Raw genomic sequence first — 22486 nt, 5'->3', positions numbered from 1 at the left:
CAGATGGCAGCGCCAAAGCGCAACGCGAGAAGCGCTGGTCGCATACATTAGCAGGGATTGGCTCGTCAGCGGCTGCTGACGCGCTGCTCGAGCAGAGTACGATTGGCCACGGAGACCAGCTCACCCTCTTCGGTGAGCAGCACGGTCTTCACGGTTCCGATCTCCTCGATCTGGCCTTCGACCTCGCCGACTCTCACTTGTTGCCCGACCTCGTAGAGCTCACGCACATAGATACCGGCAAGTATCTGCCCGGCGATCTCGCGACTGCCCAGACCGAGTGCGAGGGCGACGGCGAGACCTACCGAAATCAGCACGATGGCGATCACGTTGTTCAGCAGGTCAGTCTTGACCTCCAGCTGACCGATGGCAACCGAGATACTGATGATGATTACGAGCCCTTGGGCAACTCGGCCAAGACCTGCGGCATAGTCGAGCCCGACACCCTCTGCGGCGCCACGTACCAAGCTGCTGACCAACTGCGCCAGCAACACACCGGCGAGCAGGACCAGCGCAGCACCGAACACTTTCGGCAGGTACAGTGCCAGTACATCCAGTGTCGCGGAAACCCGCTGCAGACCAAGGGATTCAGCGGCCGAGACCAGGAAGATCAGCAGCACGAACCAATAGATGATCTTGCCAATCAGGGTCGAGACGGATACCTGAATGCCTACACGCGCCATCAGTTTGGTAAGGCCGGTGCCCGCCATCAGGCGGTCCAGGCCAAGCTTGGCCAGCAGCTTGGAGATCAGGGTATCGAGTAGCTTGGCTACCACGAAACCAAGCAGACCGAGGATCAGAGCCACGAATAGATTGGGGATGAAGCCCGCGATCTTGCTCCAGAGAGTGGTCATGGCCGCAACCAGAGCTTGGGTCCAGGGATCGAGTTCCATATTCAGTCAGCCTTGTCTGCAGAACGGGCGGTAGAGCGGGAAACCGGCATCAAATGAGGCGAGCCATTGTTCAGTGCGATCATCAATGCTTCCAGGCCGCGCCCCATGAGACCGAACAGATCTCCGGCCCCCACCTGGCGATTGGCCGTTTTGAGCACACGTCCGAGGGTTGCGTCATCGTCATGCTCAGCAGGTGACGACTTCAGCAGATCGCGCAGGGACTCTTCAAAAGGATCGTACATGCCTACCTCGCACGGGTTTGTTGGCTAGACGTGAGTACAAGAGAGCAGGTCACATCTAGAGCCAGCGCCAACGGCGGAACAACCACCATTGCAACGCACCAACGCTGCCAAGAATGGCGCAGATGAGCAGGAAACCGTACTGGCTATCTGCACCGGGAATACCGCCGACATTGATACCGAGCAAACCTGTGAGGAAACTCATCGGCAGGAAGAACACCGTGGTGACGCCAAGCAGGTACATGGCACGATTCATTTTCTCACTCATGCGTCGGTGCTCGGCCTCCAGCACCAGTCCTACCCGCTCGCGGATCATCTCCAGCTCTTCCAGATAACGCGTCAGCCGGTTATTCAGCTCGTTCCACTGGTCGCTGTCACCGAAACCATTACGCGTCAACTGGGCAAATATGTCTCGCTGCGGCGCGAGGAAGCGCCGTAAACCCGCCGCCCGACGGCGCACATGCAGCACTAGGCCGTGGTCAGGCATGAAGCGGGCATCCCCATCGAGCTGCTCCTCCTGCCCATCCAACTGTCCGGACAGCTCATCGGTCAGCCCGTCGACACGATCGGTCATGTGGTGAGCGAGCTGTAGAACCAGATCAGCACTACTGCGGGGCCCCTGCCCCTTTTCCAGCAGCGCGATCAGCTCTTCAGTAGCGCGCAGAGGGCGCAAACGAAGGGAAATGACTCGGCGGGCATCGGCGAAGATGCGCACCGATACCATGTCCTCGGGATCCGCGCCTGGGTTGAGATTGACGCCGCGCAGGAACAACAGCAACTCATGCTCAGGTAGCGTCAATAGGCGCGGCCGGGTGTTCTCCTCCAGTAGCAGGTCACAGCTGAATTCACTAAGCCCGCTTTGCGCGCGCAGCCAGGCCGCTGTCTGCGGGTGCGCACGATCCCAGTGCAGCCAGAGACTCTCCTGCTCGGCAAGCTCCAGCACTTCCAGCTGGTCCCACTCCAGGCTTCGGGCACCACCCAGACCATCGAGTACGAAGGCATGCAGCAGCCCCCAGTGCAGATTGTCTTTCTCGTACATCCCTATCTCACTACCCAAACGGGCCTATTTTCAATAGGCCCGCAAGGCCTTACTCCGGCATGCTCAGCGGCTCGGGAGAAACGATCACGCCGTTGTTGTCGGCATAGACATAGTGACCCGGCTTGAAAGAGACACCACCAAAGGTCACAACCACGTTGAGGTCGCCGATGTTGCGTTTGTCAGTCTTCATCGGGTGGCTCGCCAGGGCCTGCACCCCAAGATCGGTCTGCGCCAGCACGTCGACGTCACGCACACAGCCGTAGATCACCATGCCTTCCCAGCCATTCTTGGCAGCCTTCTCGGCGATCATGTCGCCCAGCAGCGCACGACGCAGGGAGCCACCGCCATCGACCACCAGCACCTTGCCCTTGCCAGGCTGATCAGCCTGAGACTTCACCAGCGAGTTGTCCTCGTGGCACTTGACGGTAACGATCTCGCCGCCGAAGGAGTCGCGGCCACCGAAGTTGGCGAACATCGGCTCGACCACCTGAACCAGTTCCGGATAGGCGTCGCACAGATCGGGAGTGACGTATTGCATGGAAAAGCTCCTTTCAGTTGAAACTCACACATCGATACCGATACGGTCGCCGTCGTAGACCAGATTGAATCGGCGAAGCGCAGGGCACTGAACGCTCAAGGGTCGACCGCTTCCCAAATCGAACTCCACACCATGGCGTGAACAACGCAGAATCGAGCCGATAAGGGTCGCATTGGTCAACGGCGCCCCTTGATGGGGGCAACGGTTTTCCAGCAACAGCGGTCGATCATCGATCACCAGTAGCAGCAAGTCGCGACCGGCGACAGTGAAGCCCCGTCGATAGCCTTCCTGCAGATTGATCAGACGCTCCAGGGCAACGAACATGCTAACCGTGACCGGCCAAGCTCAATTCGTCACATAGTAGCCGCACGCCGGTGCGCTTGTAACCTCAATCCTGCTGCTTTTCGGCCGGCAGTTGCCGTTCCCGCAACCAATACTCCACCAACGGCCAGACCTCGCTTTGGGCCTCCTTGCTGACCAGCATCTCTATATGACCGAAATCGCTGGAATAGCCCCTCTCCCGCCCCAGCAGCAGAAAACTGCGTGGCGCAGACACGAACTGCTCGAACAACTTGCGACAGGCCCAGGCCGGGTCCTGCAGATCGCCGGTGGCGCTCACAGCCAGCAGCGGCACCTGAACCTCGGCCATACCTGCCCACCAGTCTCGCTCGGCGTCGCCGAAGCGGCCAAACAGGCGATGCCAGCGAAGGCTTTCCAGAGCCACACCCACGGGCTCATCCTCGGGCCCACGCTTGAATCGTGCTCCGGAGATATGGTGGAAACCCTTCAGTAGCAGGCGCCCCCCCCACTCGACCGGCGGCACCTTGAGCGGCCAATAGATGCGACTGATCTGGGTGCCAAACAATGCGACCGACGCGGCGTCCTGCTCACCCATATAGCCTCCTCCCAGAGCCGCGGCCAGGGTCGTCCCTCCCAGGGAGTGCCCCACCCAATGCGGCACCTGTCCGGTCTGTTCGCGCACGAAGTCAGCGATGGCCGGCAAGTCGTAGCGAGCATATTCGGCGACACTGTTGTGCTTGTACGCCTGATTGCGCGGCGAAAGTCCGTGGCCACGCATCTCGGCGACCCATACGTCGAATCCAGCACGCGCCAGATAGGGGCCAAGACCAATGCCGCGCGGCGAGTACCAGAAGCGCCGATTGGAGAAACTGCCATGCAGCAGGATTACTGGCTGGCCACGGCTAGGCTGGTCGGCAAGGCCAAGTCGGGTCACCGCCAGTTCGACGGAAAAATCCGGGGCCCTTCCAGGCTTCAGGCGATACACATCCTCACTCAGATCACCACGATACTCGGCGCTGATCAGCGCAACGGGGAACAATTCACTGCTGCTTTGCATACTGCCGTTCTTGCACAAGAAGATTGCCGGGAGCCATTTCCGACGCCGCTTTCACGACGACCCGGCCTGGAATGAGGAGCCACAAAAAAGGGCGGGATCGCTCCCACCCTTTCTGTAACGGCTTCGGGATCAGCCCTGTTGCTGGCCTTCGGCGAGGAAGAACCAAGTGTCCAGGACCGAGTCCGGGTTCAGCGATACGCTCTCGATACCTTGCTCCATCAGCCACTTGGCCAGATCCGGGTGGTCGGATGGGCCCTGGCCACAGATGCCGATGTACTTACCGGCCTTGTTGCAGGCCTGGATGGCGTTGGCCAGCAGCTTCTTCACCGCCGGGTTACGCTCGTCGAACAGATGGGCAACGATGCCGGAGTCACGGTCCAAACCCAGGGTCAGTTGAGTCAGGTCATTGGAGCCGATGGAGAAGCCGTCGAAGTGTTCGAGGAACTCGTCGGCCAGCAGAGCGTTGGATGGCAGCTCGCACATCATGATGACGCGCAGACCGTTCTCGCCACGCTTCAGGCCATTGGTGGCCAGCAGCTCGACGACTTGAGAGGCTTCCCCCAAGGTACGAACGAACGGCACCATCAGCTCGACGTTGGTCAGGCCCATCTCATTGCGGACTTTTTTCATCGCCCGGCATTCAAGCTCGAAGCAATCTCGGAAAGACTCGCTGATGTAGCGCGAAGCGCCACGGAAGCCGAGCATAGGGTTCTCTTCTTCCGGTTCGTACAGCTTGCCGCCGATCAGATTGGCGTACTCGTTGGACTTGAAGTCCGACAGGCGCACAATGACTTTCTTCGGCCAGAAAGCAGCGGCCAGAGTGCTGACACCTTCGACCAGTTTCTCGACATAGAAGCCAACCGGATCGTCATAGCCAGCGATACGCTTCTCGACGCTGTCCTTGATTTCCGCCGGCAGGCTGGCAAAGTTCAGCAGTGCCTTCGGGTGTACGCCGATCATGCGGTTGATGATGAATTCGAGGCGAGCCAGGCCCACGCCCTCGTTGGGCAACTGAGCAAAGTCGAAGGCGCGATCGGGATTGCCGACGTTCATCATGATCTTGAACGGCAGGTCCGGCATTGCATCGACAGAGTTCTTGCGGATATCGAAGCCAAGCTCACCCTCAAAGATGAAGCCGGTGTCGCCCTCGGCGCAGGACACAGTCACGCCCTGGCCATCCTGCAGCACCTGGGTGGCGTTACCGCAACCGACCACGGCCGGGATACCCAGCTCACGAGCGATGATCGCCGCGTGACAGGTACGTCCGCCGCGGTTGGTGACGATGGCGCTGGCGCGCTTCATCACCGGCTCCCAGTCCGGGTCGGTCATGTCGGAGACCAGTACGTCGCCCGGCTGGACCTTGTCCATCTCGGATACGTCGTGGATTACCCGAACCTTGCCGGCGCCGATACGCTGGCCGATAGCACGGCCTTCCACCAGAACAGTACCTTTTTCTTTCAGCAGGTAACGCTCCATGACGTTGGCCGTGGTACGGCTCTTCACGGTTTCCGGACGGGCCTGAACGATATACAGCTTGCCATCGTCACCATCCTTGGCCCACTCAATGTCCATCGGGCGGCCATAGTGCTTCTCGATGATCAGCGCCTGCTTGGCCAGCTCGGTGACCTCGGCGTCGGACAGCGCAAAGCGCGCGCGGTCGGCGCGGTCCACGTCGACGGTCTTGACCGAACGACCGGCCTTGGCCTCTTCGCCGTAGACCATCTTGATCGCCTTGCTGCCCAGGTTGCGACGCAGAATGGCCGGGCGGCCAGCTTCCAAGGTCTGCTTGTGTACGTAGAACTCGTCGGGGTTCACCGCCCCCTGCACCACGGTCTCGCCGAGGCCGTAAGCGCCAGTGATGAACACAACGTCACGGAAGCCGGACTCGGTGTCCAGGGTGAACATCACGCCGGCGGTGCCGGTTTCCGAACGCACCATCCGCTGCACGCCAGCGGACAAGGCGACCAGCTTGTGGTCGAAGCCCTGGTGCACGCGGTAGGCGATGGCACGGTCATTGAACAGGGAGGCGAACACTTCCTTGGCCGCGCGGATCACGTTATCCACGCCACGGATGTTAAGGAAGGTCTCTTGCTGGCCGGCAAACGAGGCGTCCGGCAAGTCTTCGGCGGTTGCCGAAGAGCGCACGGCAACGGCCATGTTGTCGTTTCCAGCACTCATTTCGGCGAAGGCCGTGCGGATGTCGGCGTCGAGCTGGGCCGGGAACTCGGCATCCATCACCCACTGACGGATCTGCGCGCCAGTCTTGGCCAGGGCGTTGACGTCATCCACGTCCAGCGCGTCGAGGGCGGAGTGGATGCGGTCATTCAGACCGCTCTGGTCGAGGAAGTCACGGTAGGCCTGGGCGGTGGTGGCGAAACCACCGGGTACCGATACGCCAGCACCGGCGAGGTTGCTGATCATCTCGCCGAGGGATGCATTCTTGCCCCCTACATGCTCCACATCGTGGACGCCGAGCTTATCGAGGGAAATGACGTACTCTACCAAGGTGAACTCTCCACTGTACGTGGCAGAGCCGGTGCAGCGCCGCCGCAGCCTGGCTTTGCCTCAAGGAAATAAGTCACAATGCCGTCCAGTACAGGCCCGGCAAAGGGGGCCTATGATAGCCAAGAATCGCTCCTGACTTAAGGCCTCCGGGATCAATGAAACGAACCGCATTCTTCATATCCGACGGCACCGGCATCACCGCGGAAACCCTCGGGCAAAGCCTGCTGGCGCAATTCGAGGCCATCAGCTTCACCAAGCTCACACGTCCCTATATAGACAGCGTCGAGAAGGCGCGGGCCATGGTACAGCAAATCAACAATGCTGCCGAGAAAGACGGCGCCCGGCCGATCATCTTCGACACCGTCGTAAACCACGAGATCCGCGACATTCTGGCCCAGTCCGACGGCTTCATGATCGACATCTTCTCGACTTTCCTGGCTCCGCTGGAGGCCGAGCTCAGCGAACACTCCTCGTACTCGGTCGGCAAGTCCCACTCCATTGCCAGCAGCACCAACTACATGGAGCGCATTGAGGCAGTCAATTTCGCTCTGGACAATGACGACGGTGCCCGCACCCACTACTACGACAAGGCCGATTTGATTCTGATCGGTGTTTCTCGCTGCGGTAAAACGCCCACCTGCCTCTATATGGCCATGCAGTTCGGCATCCGTGCCGCGAACTATCCGCTGACCGAGGAGGACATGGAGCGCCTGCAGCTACCGGCTGCCCTCAAGCCCTACAAGCACAAGCTGTTCGGCCTGACCATCGATCCCGATCGGCTCACCGCGATTCGCCACGAACGCAAGCCCAACAGCCGCTACGCTAGTTACGCCCAGTGCGAGTTCGAGGTGCGCGAGGTGGAAAACCTGTTGCGTCGCGAAAACATCAATTTCATCAACTCCACCCACTTCTCCGTCGAGGAAATCTCGGCGAAGATTCTGGTGGAAAAAGGCGTCGAGCGGCGCCTCAAGTAATACCACCCCGCCTTTCGGTGACCGTCATGACCCTGATGGACGCAGTACTGTTCGCCCCTATCGCCGCGCTGATCTCGCTTGGCCCCGGCCCCAACAACTTCTGCGCCCTCAACAACGGGATCAATTACGGTTTTCGCGCGGCCCTGCTGGCCACCTTCGGGCGCCTGACGGCCTACGCCATCTTCCTGTTCGTATCTGCGGTCGGCCTAGGCGCGATGCTCCTAGCCTCGGAAACCGCCTTCACCATCATCAAGTGGGTCGGCGCGCTCTATCTCGTGTACCTGGGTATCAAGACCTGGCGCAGCACCGAGTTCAGCGGACTGAAGGTCGATGAAGGCGAACTGCGTCCCCAGGACTCTGCCAAGGCACCCATCGGCAAGCTTATGCTCAACGAGTTCCTGGTCGGCATCAGCAACCCCAAGGCCATTCTGCTGTTCGCCGCGATCTTTCCGCAGTTCATCAAGCCCGGAGAACCCGCTGCCGAGCAGTTCCTCTATCTCGGTAGCACCTATCTGCTGGCCGAACTGCTGGTCGGCTCCACGGCCTACGCCCTGTTCGGCATGCAGATCCGCCGCCTGGTGCGCAGCAGCAAGGGTGTCAGCCGTCTGAACAAGAGTACCGGCGCCTTCTTCGTTGGCGCCGGTGGGCTGATGCTGGGCGTCAACAACCACTGACGCTTCCAGCGGGCGCTTCCTAGAAGGAATCGCCCGGCACCCGAACCCAGCCTTCCATTAGGATTCGTGCACTGCGACTCATGATGGCCTTGGTCACAGTCCACTCACCGTCGACTAGCGTGGCTTCCGCACCAACCCGCAAGGTGCCGGATGGATGACCGAAACGCACGGCTTCGCGCTCGCCGCCACCGGCCGCCAGGTTGACCAGGGTGCCGGGAATGGCCGCCGCCGTGCCGATGGCCACCGCGCAGGTGCCCATCATGGCGTGGTGCAGCTTGCCCATGGACAGCGCACGGACCAGCAGATCGACCTCGCTAGCAGCCACCTTCTTGCCACTGGACGCCTTGTAGCTCTTGGGCTTGGACACAAAGGCGATCTTCGGCGTGTGCTGGCGGGTGGCCGCCTCCTCTGCCGTCTTGATCAGCCCCATGCGCAGGGCGCCGGCCACGCGAATCTGCTCGAAGCGCGCCAGTTGCTGCGGGTCGCCATTGATCGCCTCGCGCAGCTCGGTGCCCTGGTAACCGATGTCCTCGGCACTGACGAACACCGTGGGAATGCCAGCGGTGATCATGGTCGCCTTGAAGGTGCCGACACCTGGCACTTCCAGGTCATCGACCAGGTTGCCGGTGGGGAACATCGAGCCGCCCTCCTCGCCGTCGTCGGACGGATCGAGGAACTCCAGCACGATCTCAGCTGCCGGGAAGGTCACGCCGTCCAGCTCGAAGTCGCCGGTTTCCTGGACCTGGCCATTGCTGACCGGCACGTGGGCGATGATGGTTTTCTGGATATTGGCCTGCCAAATACGCACCACGCAGGTGCCGTTGTCCGGGATGCGCGCCGGATCGACCAGACCGGCATGCAGGGCGAAGGCGCCGGCAGCGGTCGACAGGTTGCCGCAGTTGCCGCTCCAGTCGACGAAAGCCTTGTCGATGGAAACCTGGCCGTAGAGGTAGTCGACGTCGTGATCGGGCTGGCTGCTCTTGGACAGGATCACGCACTTGGAGGTCGACGAGGTCGCGCCGCCCATGCCATCGATATGCGCGCTGTACGGATCGGGGCTGCCGATCACGCGCATGAACAGCTTGTCGCGGGCCTCGCCGGGCACCTGGCAACGCTCGGGCAGGTCCTGCAGGCGGAAGAACACGCCTTTGCTGGTACCGCCGCGAATGTAGGTGGCGGGGATCTTCACTTGAGGTACATGGGACATGAGTCAGGTCCTGGCCATTCGATGCAGGGTCGAACTGACCCGGCCCTGCGAGAAGAGGTCCGCCCCGCCATTGGCGGAGCGGAGTCGTTACATCAGGCTACCGCGCCTTCGAGGAAGTCCTTGGCAAAGCGCTGCAACACGCCACCAGCCTTGTACACACTGACGTCGGCAGCGGTGTCGAGGCGGCAGGTCACCGGCACCTCGACCACCTCGCCATTGCGGCGATTGACCACCAGGGTCAGGTCGCAGCGCGGCGAGACTTCGCCCTTGATGTCGTAAGTCTCGGTGCCGTCCAGACCCAAGGTCAGGCGGGTGGTGCCCGGTTTGAACTCCACCGGCAGCACGCCCATGCCCACCAGGTTGGTGCGGTGGATACGCTCGAAGCCTTCGGCGACGATCACTTCCACACCCGCCAGACGTACGCCCTTGGCCGCCCAGTCACGAGACGAGCCCTGGCCGTAGTCGGCGCCAGCGACGATGATCAGGTTCTGCTTGCGGTTCATGTAGGTTTCGATGGCCTCCCACATGCGCATGACCTGGCCTTGCGGCTCGACGCGGGCCAGCGAACCCTTCTTCACCGCACCATCGACCACGACCATCTCGTTGACCAGCTGCGGGTTGGCGAAGGTGGCGCGCTGGGCGGTCAGGTGGTCGCCGCGGTGGGTGGCGTAGGAGTTGAAGTCCTCCTCCGGCAGGCCCATCTTGTGCAGGTACTCGCCGGCCGCCGAGTCCATCAGGATGGCGTTGGATGGCGACAGGTGATCGGTAGTGATGTTGTCCGGCAGGATCGCCAGCGGCAGCATGCCCTTGAGCGTACGCTCGCCGGCCAGCGCGCCTTCCCAGTACGGAGGGCGGCGGATGTAGGTGGACATCGGTCGCCAGTCATATAGCGGGCTTTCCGCTTCCTGCACGCTGCCCAGATCGAACATCGGGATGTATATCTGGCGGAACTGCTCCGGCTTGACGCTGGAGGCGACGATGGCGTCGATCTCCTCGTCGGACGGCCACAGGTCCTTGAGCGTAACCGGGTTGCCGTTCTTATCGGTGCCCAGCACATCCTGTTCGATATCGAAGCGCACGGTACCGGCGATGGCGTAGGCGACCACCAGCGGCGGCGACGCCAGGAAAGCCTGCTTGGCGTACGGATGGATACGACCGTCGAAGTTGCGGTTGCCCGAGAGTACGGCGGTGGCGTACAGGTCGCGGTCGATGATCTCTTTTTGGATCACCGGGTCCAGTGCACCGGACATGCCGTTACAGGTGGTGCAGGCGTAGGCGACGATGCCGAAGCCGAGCTTCTCCAGTTCCGGCAGCAGGCCGGCCTCCTCCAGGTACAGCTTGGCGACTTTCGAACCAGGAGCGAAGGAAGTCTTGACCCAGGGTTTGCGGATCAAGCCCAACGCGTTGGCCTTCTTCGCCACCAGCCCCGCGGCAACCACGTTGCGCGGGTTGGAGGTGTTGGTGCAACTGGTGATGGCGGCGATGATCACCGCGCCATCGGGCATCAGGCCTTCGGCTTCCTCGGCCTTGCCGGACTGCAGCTTGGCTTCGTCGGCAATGCCGCGCTCGGCCAGCGCCGAGGTCGGCAGGCGGCGGTGCGGGTTGGATGGGCCGGCCATGTTACGCACCACGCGGCCCAGGTCGAAGCTCAGCACGCGCTCGTATTCGGCGGTCTTCAGCGCATCGCCCCACAGACCGAGGGTCTTGGCGTAATTTTCCACCAGCGCCACTTGCTCGGGCTCGCGACCGGTGAGCTTGAGGTAGTCGATGGTCTGGCCGTCGATGTAGAACATCGAGGCAGTGGCGCCGTATTCCGGGCACATGTTGGAGATAGTCGCGCGGTCGCCGATCGACAGACTGTCCGCCCCTTCGCCGAAGAACTCGACGTAGGCGCCAACCACACGCTCCTTGCGCAGGAACTCGGTGATGGCCAGGACGATGTCGGTGGCAGTGATACCCGGCTTGCGTTTGCCGGTCAGTTCGACGCCGACGATGTCGGGCAGGCGCATCATCGACGGATGGCCGAGCATCACGGTCTCGGCTTCCAGGCCACCGACGCCGATAGCGATCACGCCCAGGGCGTCCACGTGCGGAGTGTGCGAATCGGTGCCGACGCAGGTGTCGGGGAACGCGATGCCGCCGCGCGCCTGGATCACCGGGCTCATTTTCTCCAGGTTGATCTGGTGCATGATGCCGTTGCCGGCCGGGATCACATCGACGTTCTTGAACGCGGTCTTGGTCCACTCGATGAAGTGGAAGCGATCCTCGTTGCGGCGATCCTCGATAGCACGGTTCTTCTCGAAGGCATCCGGATCGAAGCCCGGCGCTTCCACAGCCAGTGAGTGGTCGACGATCAGCTGGGTCGGCACCACCGGATTCACCTTGGACGGGTCGCCGCCTTGCTCGGCGATGGCGTCGCGCAGGCCGGCCAGGTCGACCAGCGCGGTCTGGCCGAGGATGTCGTGGCAGACCACGCGCGCCGGGTACCAGGGGAAGTCCAGGTCGCGCTTGCGGTAGATCAGCTGCTCCAGGGCGGGCGTCAGCAGCTCCGGCTCGCAGCGGCGCACCAGCTGCTCGGCCAGCACGCGCGAGGTATAGGGCAATTTGGCCCAGGCGCCCGCCTGGATCGCCTCGACGGCCGCAGGGGCGTTGAAGTAATCCAGATCGGTGCCGGCCAGGCGTTCACGGTAGTTGGTGTTCATTTTATTTACGGTCCTTGAGCGGCACGAACTTCAGGTCCTCGGGACCGGTGTAGTTGGCGCTCGGGCGAATGATCTTGCCGTCGATGCGCTGCTCGATGACGTGGGCGGACCAGCCGGCGGTGCGCGCGATAACGAACAGCGGGGTGAACATCGCGGTGGGCACGCCCATCATGTGGTAGCTCACGGCACTGAACCAATCGAGGTTGGGGAACATCTTCTTGATGTCCCACATGATGGTTTCCAGGCGCTCGGCGATGTCATACATCTTGGTGTTGGACTGCTCGTTCGACAGCTGCTGGGCGACTTCCTTGATCACCTTGTTGCGCGGGTCGGCCACGGTGTAGACCGGATGACCGAAGCCGATCACCACTTCTTTCTTCTCGACACGGGCACGGATGTCGGCCTCGGCCTCGTCCGGGTTGTCGTAGCGCTTCTGAATCTCGAAGGCCACTTCGTTGGCGCCGCCGTGTTTCGGGCCGCGCAGCGCGCCGATAGCACCGGCGATGCAGCTGAACATGTCCGAGCCGGTACCGGCGATCACCCGGGAGGTGAAGGTGGAGGCGTTGAACTCGTGCTCGGCGTACAGGTTGAGCGAGGTGTGCATGGCACGCACCCAGGACTCGCGCGGCTTCTCGCCATGCAACAGGTGCAGGAAGTGGCCGCCGATAGAGTCGTCGTCGGTCTCGACGTCGATGCGCTTGCCGTTGTGGCTGAAGTGGTACCAGTACAGCAGCGCGGAGCCCAGCGAAGCCATGAGCTTGTCGGCGATGTCACGGGCACCCGGATGATTGTGGTCGTCCTTCTCCGGCGACAGGCAGCCGAACACGGACACGGCTGTGCGCATCACGTCCATCGGGTGGGCTGACGGCGGCAGGGTTTCCAGGGCGGCCTTCACGCCAGCCGGCAGGCCGCGCAGGGCTTTCAGCTTGGCCTTGTAGCCGGCCAGTTCGGCGGTGTTGGGCAGCTTGCCATGGACCAGCAGATGGGCGATTTCCTCGAACTCGCAGCGATTGGCGAAATCCAGGACGTCATAGCCACGATAGTGCAGGTCGTTGCCGGTGCGGCCAACGGTGCACAGGGCGGTGTTGCCAGCGGCGGTGCCACTCAGCGCCACGGACTTCTTAGGCTTGAAGCCGGTGGTGGTTTCTGCGGTAGCGCTCATCGCGTGTCTCCTCATCAAATCCGGTTGCTTGTTCTTGTTGCGCAGGCCTCAAGGCCTGTCGTTCGGTTCGAATGCGGTCGGCAGACATCTCAATCCGCCGAGGGTGCCTGCGGCGAATGACAGCGGAGCGTCATTCACCATGCCAGGCTGGTGGTTACTTCTTGCCGGCGGCGAACAGCGCATCGAGCTTCTGCTCGAAGGCGTGGTAGCCGATACGGTCATACAGCTCGGCACGGGTCTGCATCAGCTCGATCACGTCCTTCTGGTGGCCGTTCTGGCGGATCGAGGTGTAGACACTTTCCGCCGCCTTGTTGGCGGCGCGGAAGGCCGACAGCGGGTAGAGCTGGATGGCCACGCCGACCGAGGCCAGCTCGTCACGAGTGAACAGCGGGGTCGCGCCGAACTCGGTGATGTTGGCCAGCACCGGCACATTCAGCGCATCGACGAAGCGCTTGTAGGTCGGCAGGTCATAGGCGGCTTCGGCGAAGATGCCATCGGCGCCCGCCTCCACATAGCGCTGGCAGCGCTCGATGGCGGCGTCCACACCCTCGGCCTGGATGGCGTCGGTACGGGCGATCAGGAAGAAGTTCGGGTCGGTCTTGGCATCGGCGGCAGCGCGAACACGGTCGACCATCTCCTCGCAGGAGACGATTTCCTTGCCCGGGCGATGACCACAACGCTTGGCGCCGACCTGATCCTCAATGTGGGCAGCAGCAGCGCCGGCCTTGATCAGGTTCTTGATGGTGCGTTCGATGTTGAAGGCGCTGGGGCCAAAGCCGGTGTCGATATCCACCAGCAGCGGCAGATCACAGACGTCAGTGATGCGGCGTACGTCAGTGAGCACATCATCCAGGGTGTTGATACCCAGGTCCGGCAGGCCCAGGGAGCCCGCCGCGACACCGCCACCCGACAGGTAGATGGCCTGGAAGCCTGCGCGTTTGGCCAGCAGCGCATGGTTGGCGTTGATCGCGCCAATCACCTGCAGCGGCTGCTCGGCTGCGATGGCGTCGCGGAAGCGCTGGCCGGGGGTTCTTACACTCATGACTCACCTCGTGTTTTGGACGGGTTGGCGAGCGCTTCCTTGTAGTGGCGCTCGATATTGCGCTTGGAGGCGCCGATGTGACGGCGCATCAGTAGCTCGGCCAGTTCGCCGTCACGGTCGGCGATGGCATCGAGAATACGGTGGTGCTCGGCGAAGGCCTGGTGTGGGCGATTCGGCGTGGTGGAAAACTGCAGGCGATACATGCGTACCAGCTGGTACAGCTCGCCACAGAGCATCTGCGTCAGCGTGCGGTTGCCGCTGCCCTGAATGATCCGGTAGTGAAAGTCGAAGTCGCCTTCCTGCTGGTAGTAGCCGACGCCGGCCTTGAAGGCAGCATCCTGCTCGTGCAGCTCCAGCACGCGGCGCAGCTCATCGATTTCGGCCTGACTCATGCGCTCGGCGGCCAGCCGACAGGCCATGCCTTCCAGCGACTCGCGAATCTCGTACAGCTCGATCAGCTCGGCATGGCTGAGCGAGACCACCCGGGCTCCAACGTGCGGAACTCGAACCAGCAGCCTCTGTCCCTCCAGACGGTGGATGGCCTCCCGCAGTGGTCCACGGCTGATGCCGTAGGTGCGCGCCAGCTCGGGCTCGGAAATCTTGCTGCCGGGTGGAATCTCGCCCTGCACGATGGCTGCCTGGATGCGTCGAAACACGTGCTCGGCCAGGGTTTCCGAATCACCCTGATCAACACTGAACGACTCCGGAGACTCAAGCATCATTGTCAACAGATCCAATTGAAGTAGGAGCAAAATATGCTCTAAATACCCATTTCGTCAATGACGAACAACAAGATTGTCGACAATCTCAGAGCAAAGAAAAACCCCGCTCAACCGAGCAAACAACCTGCAGAAACGCTCATAAGCGGCTGTCGCGGCAGAAAAACCCCATGTTAGAATGCGGCCTGCACGAACCCGCCCAGGCTACCTCCCTGCCTGCTAGACTCCATCGGCCTGCTTCGCGCACTGCCGCCGCCCCGACGACGCGACCCATCAAAGGATTTATGCGACTCAAGCCTTTCGCCATCATCCTCAGCTGCAGCCTGCTTCCCGGCCTGAGTGTCGCCGCCGAAAAGACCGTTTATGGTCTCAACGAATACGTCAGCCTCAACGATCTCGATCTGGAAGTCGCCGCTAAACTCGACACCGGTGCCAAGACCGCTTCCCTCAGCGCCCGCGACATCAAACGCTTCAAACGTGACGGGGAGACCTGGGTGCGCTTCTACCTAGCCATCGATGAGGCCCACGAGCACGCGATCGAGCGCCCGCTGGCGCGTATCAGCAAGATCAAGCGCCGCGCTGGTGACTTCGACCCCGAGGAAGGCAAGACCTACACTGCCCGCCCGGTGATCGAACTGGAACTGTGCATGGGCAAGGCTCTGCGCACCATCGAAGTGAACCTGACCGACCGCAGCGCATTCCAATACCCGCTGCTGATCGGCTCCGAAGCGCTCAAACGCCTGGATGCCGTGGTCGATCCCAGTCTTAAATATGCTGCTGGTAAACCTGGCTGCACCCCCGACGCAAACTCTGCCGAGTAATTCTCATGCGCTCTCTTACCCTGCATCTGAAAGTCCTTATCACCCTCCTGGTGACAGTGGGCGTTCTGGTCACGGCCTACCAGATCTTCATCCTCGGCATCCCGGTGACCGAGGACGAGACCGACGACTTGTGGAACATCGACGCCAAGGTCGAATTCCAGGCAAGCCCGCGCGAGCCGGTGAAGGTACAGATGTTCGTACCACCGCTGAACCAGGACTACGTCAGCCTCAACGAGAGCTTCATCTCGAACAACTATGGCGTGAGCGTCAACCGTGTGGATGGCAACCGCAAGCTGACCTGGTCCGCCCGCCGCGCCAATGGTAACCAGACCCTCTACTACCGCCTGGTGCTGACCAAGCGTTACAGCGGTGAGCCGGCCAAGGCAAAGGGCCCGATCTTCCGCGACAGCATCTCGGTAGAGGGAGCCGAGAAGCTCGCCGCCGAAGCCCTGCTCGCCCCTATCCGTCAGCATTCGGCGGACGTGCAGACCTTCATCAGCGAGACCATCAAGCGTGTCAACAATGTTGGCGATGACAACGTCAAGCTGCTGCTCGGCGGCGACGCCTCCACCGCCAACAAGGCCAAGGTGATCGACCTGCTGCTGTCCATCGCCCACGTACCGATGGAGCGCGTACACACCATCCGCCTGATCGCCGATGCCCAGCAGACACCGGAACTGTGGCTGCGCAGTTTCAATGGCGAGAACTGGCTGTACTTCAACCCGGAAACCGGTGAACAGGGCCTGCCGGTCGACCGCGTGGTCTGGTGGACCGGCGACGAGCCGCTGGTCAGCATCGAAGGCGGCAAGAAGCCGCAAGTCAGCTTCACCCTGAACAACAGCGAGATGAACGCCATCCGCCTGGCCAAGCTGACTGACGAGAACACCGACGTCGATTTCCTTGAGTACTCCCTGTACGGCCTGCCGCTGCAAACCCAGCAGACCTACCAGATCATGATCATGATCCCGATCGGCGTGCTGGTGATCCTGATCCTGCGCAACCTCGGTGGCCTGCAGACTCTCGGCACCTTCACCCCGGTACTGATCGCCCTGGCCTTCCGTGAGACCCAGCTGGGCTTCGGCATCGCGCTGTTCACCATCATCACCGCTCTCGGCTTGTCGCTGCGCTCGTACCTTGAGCACCTGAAGCTGCAGATGCTGCCTCGATTGTCGGTGGTGCTGACATTCGTGGTGGTGCTGATCGCAGTGATCAGTCTGTTCAGCCACAAGCTCGGCCTGGAACGCGGCCTGTCCGTCGCCCTGTTCCCGATGGTGATCCTGACCATGACCATCGAGCGCCTGTCCATCACCTGGGAAGAGCGTGGCGGCACCCATGCCTTCAAGGTGGCCGTCGGCACGCTGTTCGCAGCCACCCTGGCGCACTTGCTGATGACCATCCCGGAGCTGACCTACTTCATCTTCACCTTCCCGGCGGTACTGCTGATCATGGTGGGCTTCATGCTGGCGATGGGTCGCTACCGCGGCTACCGCTTGACCGAGCTGTTCCGCTTCAAAGCGTTCCTGAAGGATTGAGCCCATGTTCGGTCTGATCAAGACGTGGAAAGCCCTCGAGGCCAAAGGCATCATGGGTATCAACCGGCGTAACGCGGACTACGTGCTGAAGTACAACAAACGGCACCTGTACCCGATCGTCGACGACAAGATCATCACCAAGGAGCGGGCCATCGAGGCCGGCATCCATGTGCCGGAGATGTACGGCATCATCTCCACGGAAAAGGAGATCGAGAAGTTCGACGAGATCATCGGCGGACGCACCGATTTCGTGATCAAGCCGGCGCAGGGCGCTGGCGGTGACGGAATCATGGTCATCGCCGACAAGTTCGAAGGCCGCTTCAAGACCGTTTCAGGCAAGATCGTCAGCCAGGAAGACATCGAGCACCAGCTGTCGAGCATCCTCACCGGCCTGTACTCGCTGGGTGGCCACCGCGACCGCGCACTGATCGAATACCGGGTAACCCCGGACCCGATCTTCAAGAGCATCAGCTACGAAGGCGTGCCGGACATCCGCATCATCGTGCTGATGGGCTACCCGGTGATGGCCATGCTGCGCCTGCCGACTCGACAGTCCAACGGCAAGGCCAACCTGCACCAGGGCGCTATCGGTGTCGGTGTGGACCTGGCAACCGGCGTGACCCTGCGCGGCACCTGGCTGAACAACAAGATCACCAAGCACCCGGACACCACCAACGCAGTGGACGGCGTGCAGCTGCCCAACTGGGACGGCTTCATGAAGCTCGCGGCCGGCTGCTACGAGCTTTGCGGTCTGGGCTATATCGGCGTGGACATGGTGCTGGACGTGGACAAGGGCCCGTTGATCCTCGAGCTCAACGCCCGCCCAGGCCTGAACATCCAGATCGCCAACGATTGCGGCCTGACCCACCGTGCCCATGCCGTAGAAGCGCGGCTGGCCGAGCTAGCAAAGGATGACGTGAAGGAGAGCGTGGAAGACCGCGTGCGTTTCTCCCAGCAACTGTTCGGCCACATCAAGCCGAAAGAAGTCTGACCGGCCCGGCCGGGCTTGCCGCAAGACGGCAAAGTCCAGCCGAGCACCTCCCACAGATACAGCCCCTCTCTATCGCAGCACCAGCAACGCGCACGGGCCAGGCCCGTCATGATTCGGTCACTCACTCGTCACGTACGCGCAATGGCATCGGTCCAGACTGCTGCCATGAATGTCACAAGCCTGCACATCGCTCTCGTTAGCGAGACCTATCCTCCAGAGGTCAATGGCGTCGCAAACACTCTGGGCCGCCTCTGCCAGGGCCTGCGTGATCGCGGCCATCGCCTGCAATTGGTGCGCCCTCGACAGGTCGACGAGACGGGTGCAAGCAACGATGAACTACTCCTGACGCGCGGCTGGCCACTACCAGGCTATGCAGGACTGCAGTGGGGGCAATCGTCACTGCACAAGCTGCTACGTCGCTGGCAACGCAACAGACCAGACGTTCTCTACATCGCCACAGAGGGGCCGCTCGGACTCTCTGCACTGCGAGCTGCGCGGCGCCTGGGCATTCCAGTTGTGAGCGGCTTTCATACCAACTTCCAGCAGTACAGTGACCACTATGGACTAGGCCTACTCACCCGCCTGCTCACCGGCTACCTACGATGGTTCCACAATCGCTCCCGCCTAACGCTGGTACCCAGCCCCAGTCAGCGACTGGAGCTGCAACGACGCGGCTTCGAACGACTGGAGCTACTGGCTCGCGGAGTAGATGGGCAGCTCTTCCATCCCACACGACGCTCCTCCGAGCTGCGCGCCACATGGGGTCTGACCGAAAACGAGACGGCCATCCTGCATGTAGGCCGTCTGGCGGCGGAGAAGAACCTGCAATTGCTGGTGCGTACCTATCAGGTCCTGAAGCTTTCCCTGCCACAACGTCGCATGAAACTGGTGATCGTCGGGGATGGGCCGCTGCGTGCACAGCTTGAGCAAGAACTGCCCGACGCTGTGTTCTGCGGCGTGCAGCGGGGCGAAGAACTGGCTACGCACTATGCCAGTGGCGACCTGTTCCTGTTCCCCAGCCTATCCGAGACTTTTGGCAATGTGCTGCTGGAAGCCCTGGCCTCAGGCCTTGGCGTGGTCGCGTTCGACCAGGCCGCCGCCGCGCTGCATATCCGCCACGGCCACAATGGCGCGCTGGCCAGCCCCGGAGACGAACAGGCCTTCATCGAGGCCGCGCAATGGCTGCTGCAGGACTCGGAAAGCCTGCGCCGCACCCGTCTGAATGCACGGCAGCATGCCGGGAAGCAGGGCTGGTCACAGATCATTGCCCAGTTCGAGGCACACCTGCATCAGGCGAGCCTCCTCCCAGGCATGGGTCAGCCCTGAGAGTCAGTAGTCAGTCCAGCTGCTCCATGATCTCGTCGGGAATTTCTGCGTTGTGATAGACGTTCTGCACGTCATCCAGATCTTCCAGCATATCGATCAGCTTGAGCACTTTTTTGGCAGTATCGAGATCAGTGATCGGGGCACTGACGGAGGGAATCATCGCGACTTCCGCCTCCTCGCTCTTGAAGCCGGCGGCAACCAGCGCCTCGTTGACAGCATGAAAGTCGGCGAAACTGGTCGACACTAGCGCCGAGCCCTCCTCGCCCATTTCCACGTCGTCGGCGCCAGCCTCCAGGGCCGCCTCCATCAACGCATCCTCATCCACGCCTGGCGCATAAGCGATCTGCCCCTTGCGCTCGAACATATAGGCCACCGAACCGTCGGTGCCGAGATTGCCACCGCATTTGGTGAAGGCATGGCGCACGTCGGCGGCAGTACGGTTGCGGTTGTCGGTCATGGCCTCAACGATGATCGCTACGCCACTCGGCGCGTAGCCCTCGTAGCTCAGCTCGGTCATGTTGTCTGCTTCGGTGTTGCCGGCGCCACGGGCAATGGCCCGATCGATCACGTCACGCGACATGTTGGCGGTCAACGCCTTGTCCACCGCCAGACGCAGGCGCGGGTTGTCCGCAGGCACTCCACCGCCATGTTTGGCGGCCACGGTCAGCTCACGAATCAGCTTGGTGAAGATCTTGCCGCGCTTGGCGTCCTGGCGCCCCTTGCGGTGCTTGATGTTGGCCCATTTGGAATGACCGGCCATAACTCACTCCGTTTCTTTCGGTTTTGTAGTGCCTGAAATGCAAGGAGCCTGGCATGCCAGGCTCCTGTTGCTACCGCTTATTCAGCCTTGGGCTGTTCGCGCAGGCGGATGTGCAGCTCGCGCAGCGCCTTGGCATCGACCACACCCGGAGCCTGGGTCATCACGTCCGCCGCGCTCTGGGTTTTCGGGAAGGCGATCACTTCACGAATCGAGCTGGCGCCGGTCATCAGCATTACCAGGCGGTCCAGGCCGAAGGCCAGGCCGCCGTGGGGCGGAGCACCGAACTTCAGGGCGTCGAGCAGGAAGCCGAACTTCTCCTGCTGCTCGTCTTCGCTGATGCCCAGCACGCGGAACACGGTCTGCTGCATGGCCTTGTCGTGGATACGAATCGAACCACCACCCAGCTCGGTACCGTTGAGCACCATGTCGTAGGCGCGGGACAGGGCGGCGGCCGGGTTGGCCTCCAGCTCTTCCGGGGTGCACTTGGGCGCGGTGAACGGGTGATGCATGGCGGTCAGGCTGCCGTCGTCGTTTTCCTCGAACATCGGGAAGTCAACGACCCACAGCGGCGCCCACTCACAGGTGAGCAGTTCCAGATCGTGACCGACCTTGATGCGCAGAGCGCCCAGAGCATCGCAGACGATCTTGGTCTTGTCGGCGCCGAAGAACACGATGTCGCCGTCTACCGCGCCGACGCGATCGAGGATCACGTTGAGGTTGGCCTCCGGAATGTTCTTCACGATCGGAGACTGCAGACCTTCGACACCCTTGGCACGCTCGTTGACCTTGATGTAGGCCAGGCCCTTGGCACCGTAGTTGCCGACGAACTTGGTGTAGTCGTCGATCTTGCTGCGCGGCATGCTGCCGGCGCCCGGCACGCGCAGGGCGGCGATGCGGCACTTGGGATCATTGGCTGGACCACTGAAGACCTTGAAGTCGACATCTTTCAGCTGATCGGCGACATCCACCAGCTCCAGCGGAATACGCAGGTCCGGCTTGTCGGAACCGAAGCGACGCATGGCTTCGGCCAGGGTCATGTGCGGCAGCTCACCGAACTCCAGACCCAGCACTTCCTTGAACAGGTTGCGGATCATGGTTTCGGTGATGCCCATGATGTCACTTTCATCGAGGAAGCTGGTCTCGATGTCGATCTGGGTGAATTCCGGCTGACGGTCGGCACGCAGGTCTTCGTCGCGGAAGCACTTGGCGATCTGGTAGTAGCGGTCGAAGCCGGCCACCATCAGCAGCTGCTTGAACAGCTGCGGCGACTGCGGCAGGGCGAAGAAGCTGCCGGCGTGGGTACGGCTCGGCACCAGGTAGTCGCGCGCGCCTTCCGGAGTGGCACGGGTGAGGATCGGGGTTTCGACGTCGAGGAAGCCGTTGTCGTCGAGGTAACGACGGATGCTGCTGGTGATGCGCGAACGCAGCTTCAGCTTCTCGGCCATTTCCGGGCGACGCAGGTCGATGAAGCGGTAGCGCAGGCGGGTTTCTTCACCCACATCGCTGTATTCGTTGAGCGGGAACGGCGGGGTTTCCGCCTCGTTCAGCACTTCCAGCTCGTAGCCGAGCACTTCGATGGCACCGGAGGCCATGTTGGCGTTGCGCGCACCTTCGGGGCGTACACGTACCTTGCCGACGATCTTGACTACGTACTCGCTGCGCACGCGGTCGGCCTTGGCGAAAGTCTCGGCACGATCCGGATCGAACACCACCTGGGCCAGGCCTTCACGGTCACGGATGTCGAGGAAAATCACGCCACCATGGTCGCGACGGCGGTGAACCCAACCGCAAAGGGTGACTTCCTGGCCGTCCAGGCTCTCGTTCAATTGGCCGCAATAGTGGCTGCGCATCATGGTCGTGGTTCGCTTCTCTAGATCAGTCTTGAATTCGCGCCTGGGGCTGACCCCGGCAGGCTTCCGCTGAATTGCAGCGGGCATTTTCTTCAATTCGGAGGGGAAATCGCAGGAAAAACTCGATCAATGGCGCCGCCGCGCCTTGACCAATGCGC

Annotated in this window: 20 protein-coding genes; 6 read left to right on the top strand and 14 right to left on the bottom strand. The window is 61.9% G+C overall.

Translation table 11 applies throughout. The annotated features are described in order from the left end of the window. Window positions 1–65: 65 nt before the first annotated feature. The 7 genes from IB234_RS22900 to ppsA form a co-directional block, all read right to left on the bottom strand. A complete protein-coding gene (locus IB234_RS22900; protein WP_192322159.1) occupies window positions 66–890 on the bottom strand; it encodes a mechanosensitive ion channel family protein in 825 nt (274 codons plus the stop codon). A 2-nt stretch (window positions 891–892) separates the two neighbouring features. Continuing rightward, window positions 893–1132 (bottom strand): CrfX protein, encoded by a 240-nt coding sequence (locus IB234_RS22895; RefSeq protein ID WP_192322158.1) that lies wholly within the window; start codon window positions 1130–1132, stop codon window positions 893–895. Between the two features lie 55 nt (window positions 1133–1187). Next, window positions 1188–2168, bottom strand: coding sequence for a zinc transporter ZntB (locus IB234_RS22890; protein ID WP_192322157.1), 981 nt, complete (start codon window positions 2166–2168; stop codon window positions 1188–1190). A 49-nt stretch (window positions 2169–2217) separates the two neighbouring features. Further along, window positions 2218–2706 (bottom strand): ribonuclease E activity regulator RraA, encoded by a 489-nt coding sequence (gene rraA / locus IB234_RS22885; RefSeq protein WP_192322156.1) that lies wholly within the window; start codon window positions 2704–2706, stop codon window positions 2218–2220. A gap of 24 nt (window positions 2707–2730) precedes the next feature. Then, complete coding sequence (locus IB234_RS22880; protein WP_192322155.1) at window positions 2731–3030, bottom strand: Rieske (2Fe-2S) protein; 300 nt, start codon at window positions 3028–3030, stop codon at window positions 2731–2733. Between the two features lie 64 nt (window positions 3031–3094). Then, window positions 3095–4063, bottom strand: coding sequence for an alpha/beta fold hydrolase (locus IB234_RS22875; RefSeq protein WP_192322154.1), 969 nt, complete (start codon window positions 4061–4063; stop codon window positions 3095–3097). A gap of 129 nt (window positions 4064–4192) precedes the next feature. After that, entirely contained in the window at window positions 4193–6568 is a 2376-nt protein-coding gene (gene ppsA, locus IB234_RS22870) for a phosphoenolpyruvate synthase (RefSeq protein ID WP_192322153.1), read from the bottom strand. 155 nt (window positions 6569–6723) lie between these two features. On the opposite strand from ppsA, the gene IB234_RS22865 reads away from it, so the two are divergent. Both IB234_RS22865 and IB234_RS22860 read left to right on the top strand, forming a co-directional pair. After that, window positions 6724–7542 carry a pyruvate, water dikinase regulatory protein gene (locus IB234_RS22865; RefSeq protein WP_192322152.1) on the top strand — a complete coding sequence of 273 codons (819 nt, stop codon included), beginning with the start codon at window positions 6724–6726 and terminating at the stop codon, window positions 7540–7542. A 26-nt stretch (window positions 7543–7568) separates the two neighbouring features. Beyond that, complete coding sequence (locus IB234_RS22860) at window positions 7569–8216, top strand: LysE family translocator (RefSeq protein ID WP_225580771.1); 648 nt, start codon at window positions 7569–7571, stop codon at window positions 8214–8216. A gap of 19 nt (window positions 8217–8235) precedes the next feature. Here IB234_RS22860 and prpF read toward each other — a convergent pair whose 3' ends face one another. The 5 genes from prpF to IB234_RS22835 form a co-directional block, all read right to left on the bottom strand. Further along, window positions 8236–9423, bottom strand: a complete 1188-nt coding sequence (gene prpF, locus IB234_RS22855; RefSeq protein WP_192322151.1) for a 2-methylaconitate cis-trans isomerase PrpF — start codon at window positions 9421–9423, stop codon at window positions 8236–8238. Between the two features lie 92 nt (window positions 9424–9515). Continuing rightward, window positions 9516–12125 (bottom strand): Fe/S-dependent 2-methylisocitrate dehydratase AcnD, encoded by a 2610-nt coding sequence (gene acnD / locus IB234_RS22850; RefSeq protein ID WP_192322150.1) that lies wholly within the window; start codon window positions 12123–12125, stop codon window positions 9516–9518. Window position 12126: 1 nt separating this feature from the next. Beyond that, the gene (gene prpC / locus IB234_RS22845) at window positions 12127–13287 is read right to left on the bottom strand and encodes a 2-methylcitrate synthase (RefSeq protein ID WP_192322149.1); all 1161 of its coding nucleotides are present in this window, start codon (window positions 13285–13287) and stop codon (window positions 12127–12129) included. Window positions 13288–13441: 154 nt separating this feature from the next. After that, window positions 13442–14329: a methylisocitrate lyase gene (gene prpB, locus IB234_RS22840; protein ID WP_043307367.1), complete on the bottom strand. Its 888-nt coding sequence runs from the start codon at window positions 14327–14329 to the stop codon at window positions 13442–13444. Then, the gene (locus tag IB234_RS22835; protein ID WP_192322223.1) at window positions 14326–15048 is read right to left on the bottom strand and encodes a GntR family transcriptional regulator; all 723 of its coding nucleotides are present in this window, start codon (window positions 15046–15048) and stop codon (window positions 14326–14328) included. Before IB234_RS22835 ends, prpB begins: the two co-directional genes overlap by 4 nt. 284 nt (window positions 15049–15332) lie before the next feature. Between IB234_RS22835 and IB234_RS22830 the strand changes: the two genes are divergently transcribed. The 4 genes from IB234_RS22830 to IB234_RS22815 all read left to right on the top strand — a co-directional run bounded on the left by IB234_RS22830 (window position 15333) and on the right by IB234_RS22815 (window position 19718). Then, window positions 15333–15869: an ATP-dependent zinc protease gene (locus tag IB234_RS22830; RefSeq protein WP_192322148.1), complete on the top strand. Its 537-nt coding sequence runs from the start codon at window positions 15333–15335 to the stop codon at window positions 15867–15869. Between the two features lie 5 nt (window positions 15870–15874). Beyond that, complete coding sequence (locus IB234_RS22825; RefSeq protein WP_192322147.1) at window positions 15875–17401, top strand: inactive transglutaminase family protein; 1527 nt, start codon at window positions 15875–15877, stop codon at window positions 17399–17401. Between the two features lie 4 nt (window positions 17402–17405). Beyond that, window positions 17406–18392 carry an alpha-L-glutamate ligase-like protein gene (locus tag IB234_RS22820; protein ID WP_192322146.1) on the top strand — a complete coding sequence of 329 codons (987 nt, stop codon included), beginning with the start codon at window positions 17406–17408 and terminating at the stop codon, window positions 18390–18392. A 141-nt stretch (window positions 18393–18533) separates the two neighbouring features. Beyond that, window positions 18534–19718: a glycosyltransferase family 4 protein gene (locus IB234_RS22815; protein ID WP_192322145.1), complete on the top strand. Its 1185-nt coding sequence runs from the start codon at window positions 18534–18536 to the stop codon at window positions 19716–19718. Window positions 19719–19728: 10 nt separating this feature from the next. Here IB234_RS22815 and IB234_RS22810 read toward each other — a convergent pair whose 3' ends face one another. After that, on the bottom strand, window positions 19729–20478 hold the full coding sequence (locus IB234_RS22810; protein WP_192322144.1) for a YebC/PmpR family DNA-binding transcriptional regulator: 750 nt from the start codon (window positions 20476–20478) through the stop codon (window positions 19729–19731). 77 nt (window positions 20479–20555) lie between these two features. Then, entirely contained in the window at window positions 20556–22331 is a 1776-nt protein-coding gene (gene aspS / locus IB234_RS22805) for an aspartate--tRNA ligase (RefSeq protein ID WP_192322143.1), read from the bottom strand. Between the last annotated feature and the right edge of the window lie 155 nt (window positions 22332–22486).

The organism is Pseudomonas sp. PDM16 (genome assembly GCF_014851865.1).
In the GTDB taxonomy this organism is placed as follows: domain Bacteria; phylum Pseudomonadota; class Gammaproteobacteria; order Pseudomonadales; family Pseudomonadaceae; genus Aquipseudomonas.
This window is presented reverse-complemented; position numbering and strand designations above follow the sequence as displayed.

Coding starts and splice junctions, on each gene's coding strand:
- IB234_RS22830 (WP_192322148.1), top strand. CDS start 15,333: ATGCGACTCAAGCCTTTCGCCATCATCCTCAGCTGCAGCCTGCTTCCC.
- aspS (WP_192322143.1), bottom strand. CDS start 22,331: ATGATGCGCAGCCACTATTGCGGCCAATTGAACGAGAGCCTGGACGGC.
- rraA (WP_192322156.1), bottom strand. CDS start 2,706: ATGCAATACGTCACTCCCGATCTGTGCGACGCCTATCCGGAACTGGTT.
- IB234_RS22810 (WP_192322144.1), bottom strand. CDS start 20,478: ATGGCCGGTCATTCCAAATGGGCCAACATCAAGCACCGCAAGGGGCGC.
- IB234_RS22860 (WP_225580771.1), top strand. CDS start 7,569: ATGACCCTGATGGACGCAGTACTGTTCGCCCCTATCGCCGCGCTGATC.
- IB234_RS22825 (WP_192322147.1), top strand. CDS start 15,875: ATGCGCTCTCTTACCCTGCATCTGAAAGTCCTTATCACCCTCCTGGTG.
- IB234_RS22875 (WP_192322154.1), bottom strand. CDS start 4,063: ATGCAAAGCAGCAGTGAATTGTTCCCCGTTGCGCTGATCAGCGCCGAG.
- IB234_RS22865 (WP_192322152.1), top strand. CDS start 6,724: ATGAAACGAACCGCATTCTTCATATCCGACGGCACCGGCATCACCGCG.
- prpF (WP_192322151.1), bottom strand. CDS start 9,423: ATGTCCCATGTACCTCAAGTGAAGATCCCCGCCACCTACATTCGCGGC.
- IB234_RS22900 (WP_192322159.1), bottom strand. CDS start 890: ATGGAACTCGATCCCTGGACCCAAGCTCTGGTTGCGGCCATGACCACT.
- prpB (WP_043307367.1), bottom strand. CDS start 14,329: ATGAGTGTAAGAACCCCCGGCCAGCGCTTCCGCGACGCCATCGCAGCC.
- IB234_RS22890 (WP_192322157.1), bottom strand. CDS start 2,168: ATGTACGAGAAAGACAATCTGCACTGGGGGCTGCTGCATGCCTTCGTA.
- IB234_RS22820 (WP_192322146.1), top strand. CDS start 17,406: ATGTTCGGTCTGATCAAGACGTGGAAAGCCCTCGAGGCCAAAGGCATC.
- acnD (WP_192322150.1), bottom strand. CDS start 12,125: ATGAACACCAACTACCGTGAACGCCTGGCCGGCACCGATCTGGATTAC.
- IB234_RS22880 (WP_192322155.1), bottom strand. CDS start 3,030: ATGTTCGTTGCCCTGGAGCGTCTGATCAATCTGCAGGAAGGCTATCGA.
- IB234_RS22815 (WP_192322145.1), top strand. CDS start 18,534: ATGGCATCGGTCCAGACTGCTGCCATGAATGTCACAAGCCTGCACATC.
- IB234_RS22895 (WP_192322158.1), bottom strand. CDS start 1,132: ATGTACGATCCTTTTGAAGAGTCCCTGCGCGATCTGCTGAAGTCGTCA.
- IB234_RS22835 (WP_192322223.1), bottom strand. CDS start 15,048: ATGCTTGAGTCTCCGGAGTCGTTCAGTGTTGATCAGGGTGATTCGGAA.
- prpC (WP_192322149.1), bottom strand. CDS start 13,287: ATGAGCGCTACCGCAGAAACCACCACCGGCTTCAAGCCTAAGAAGTCC.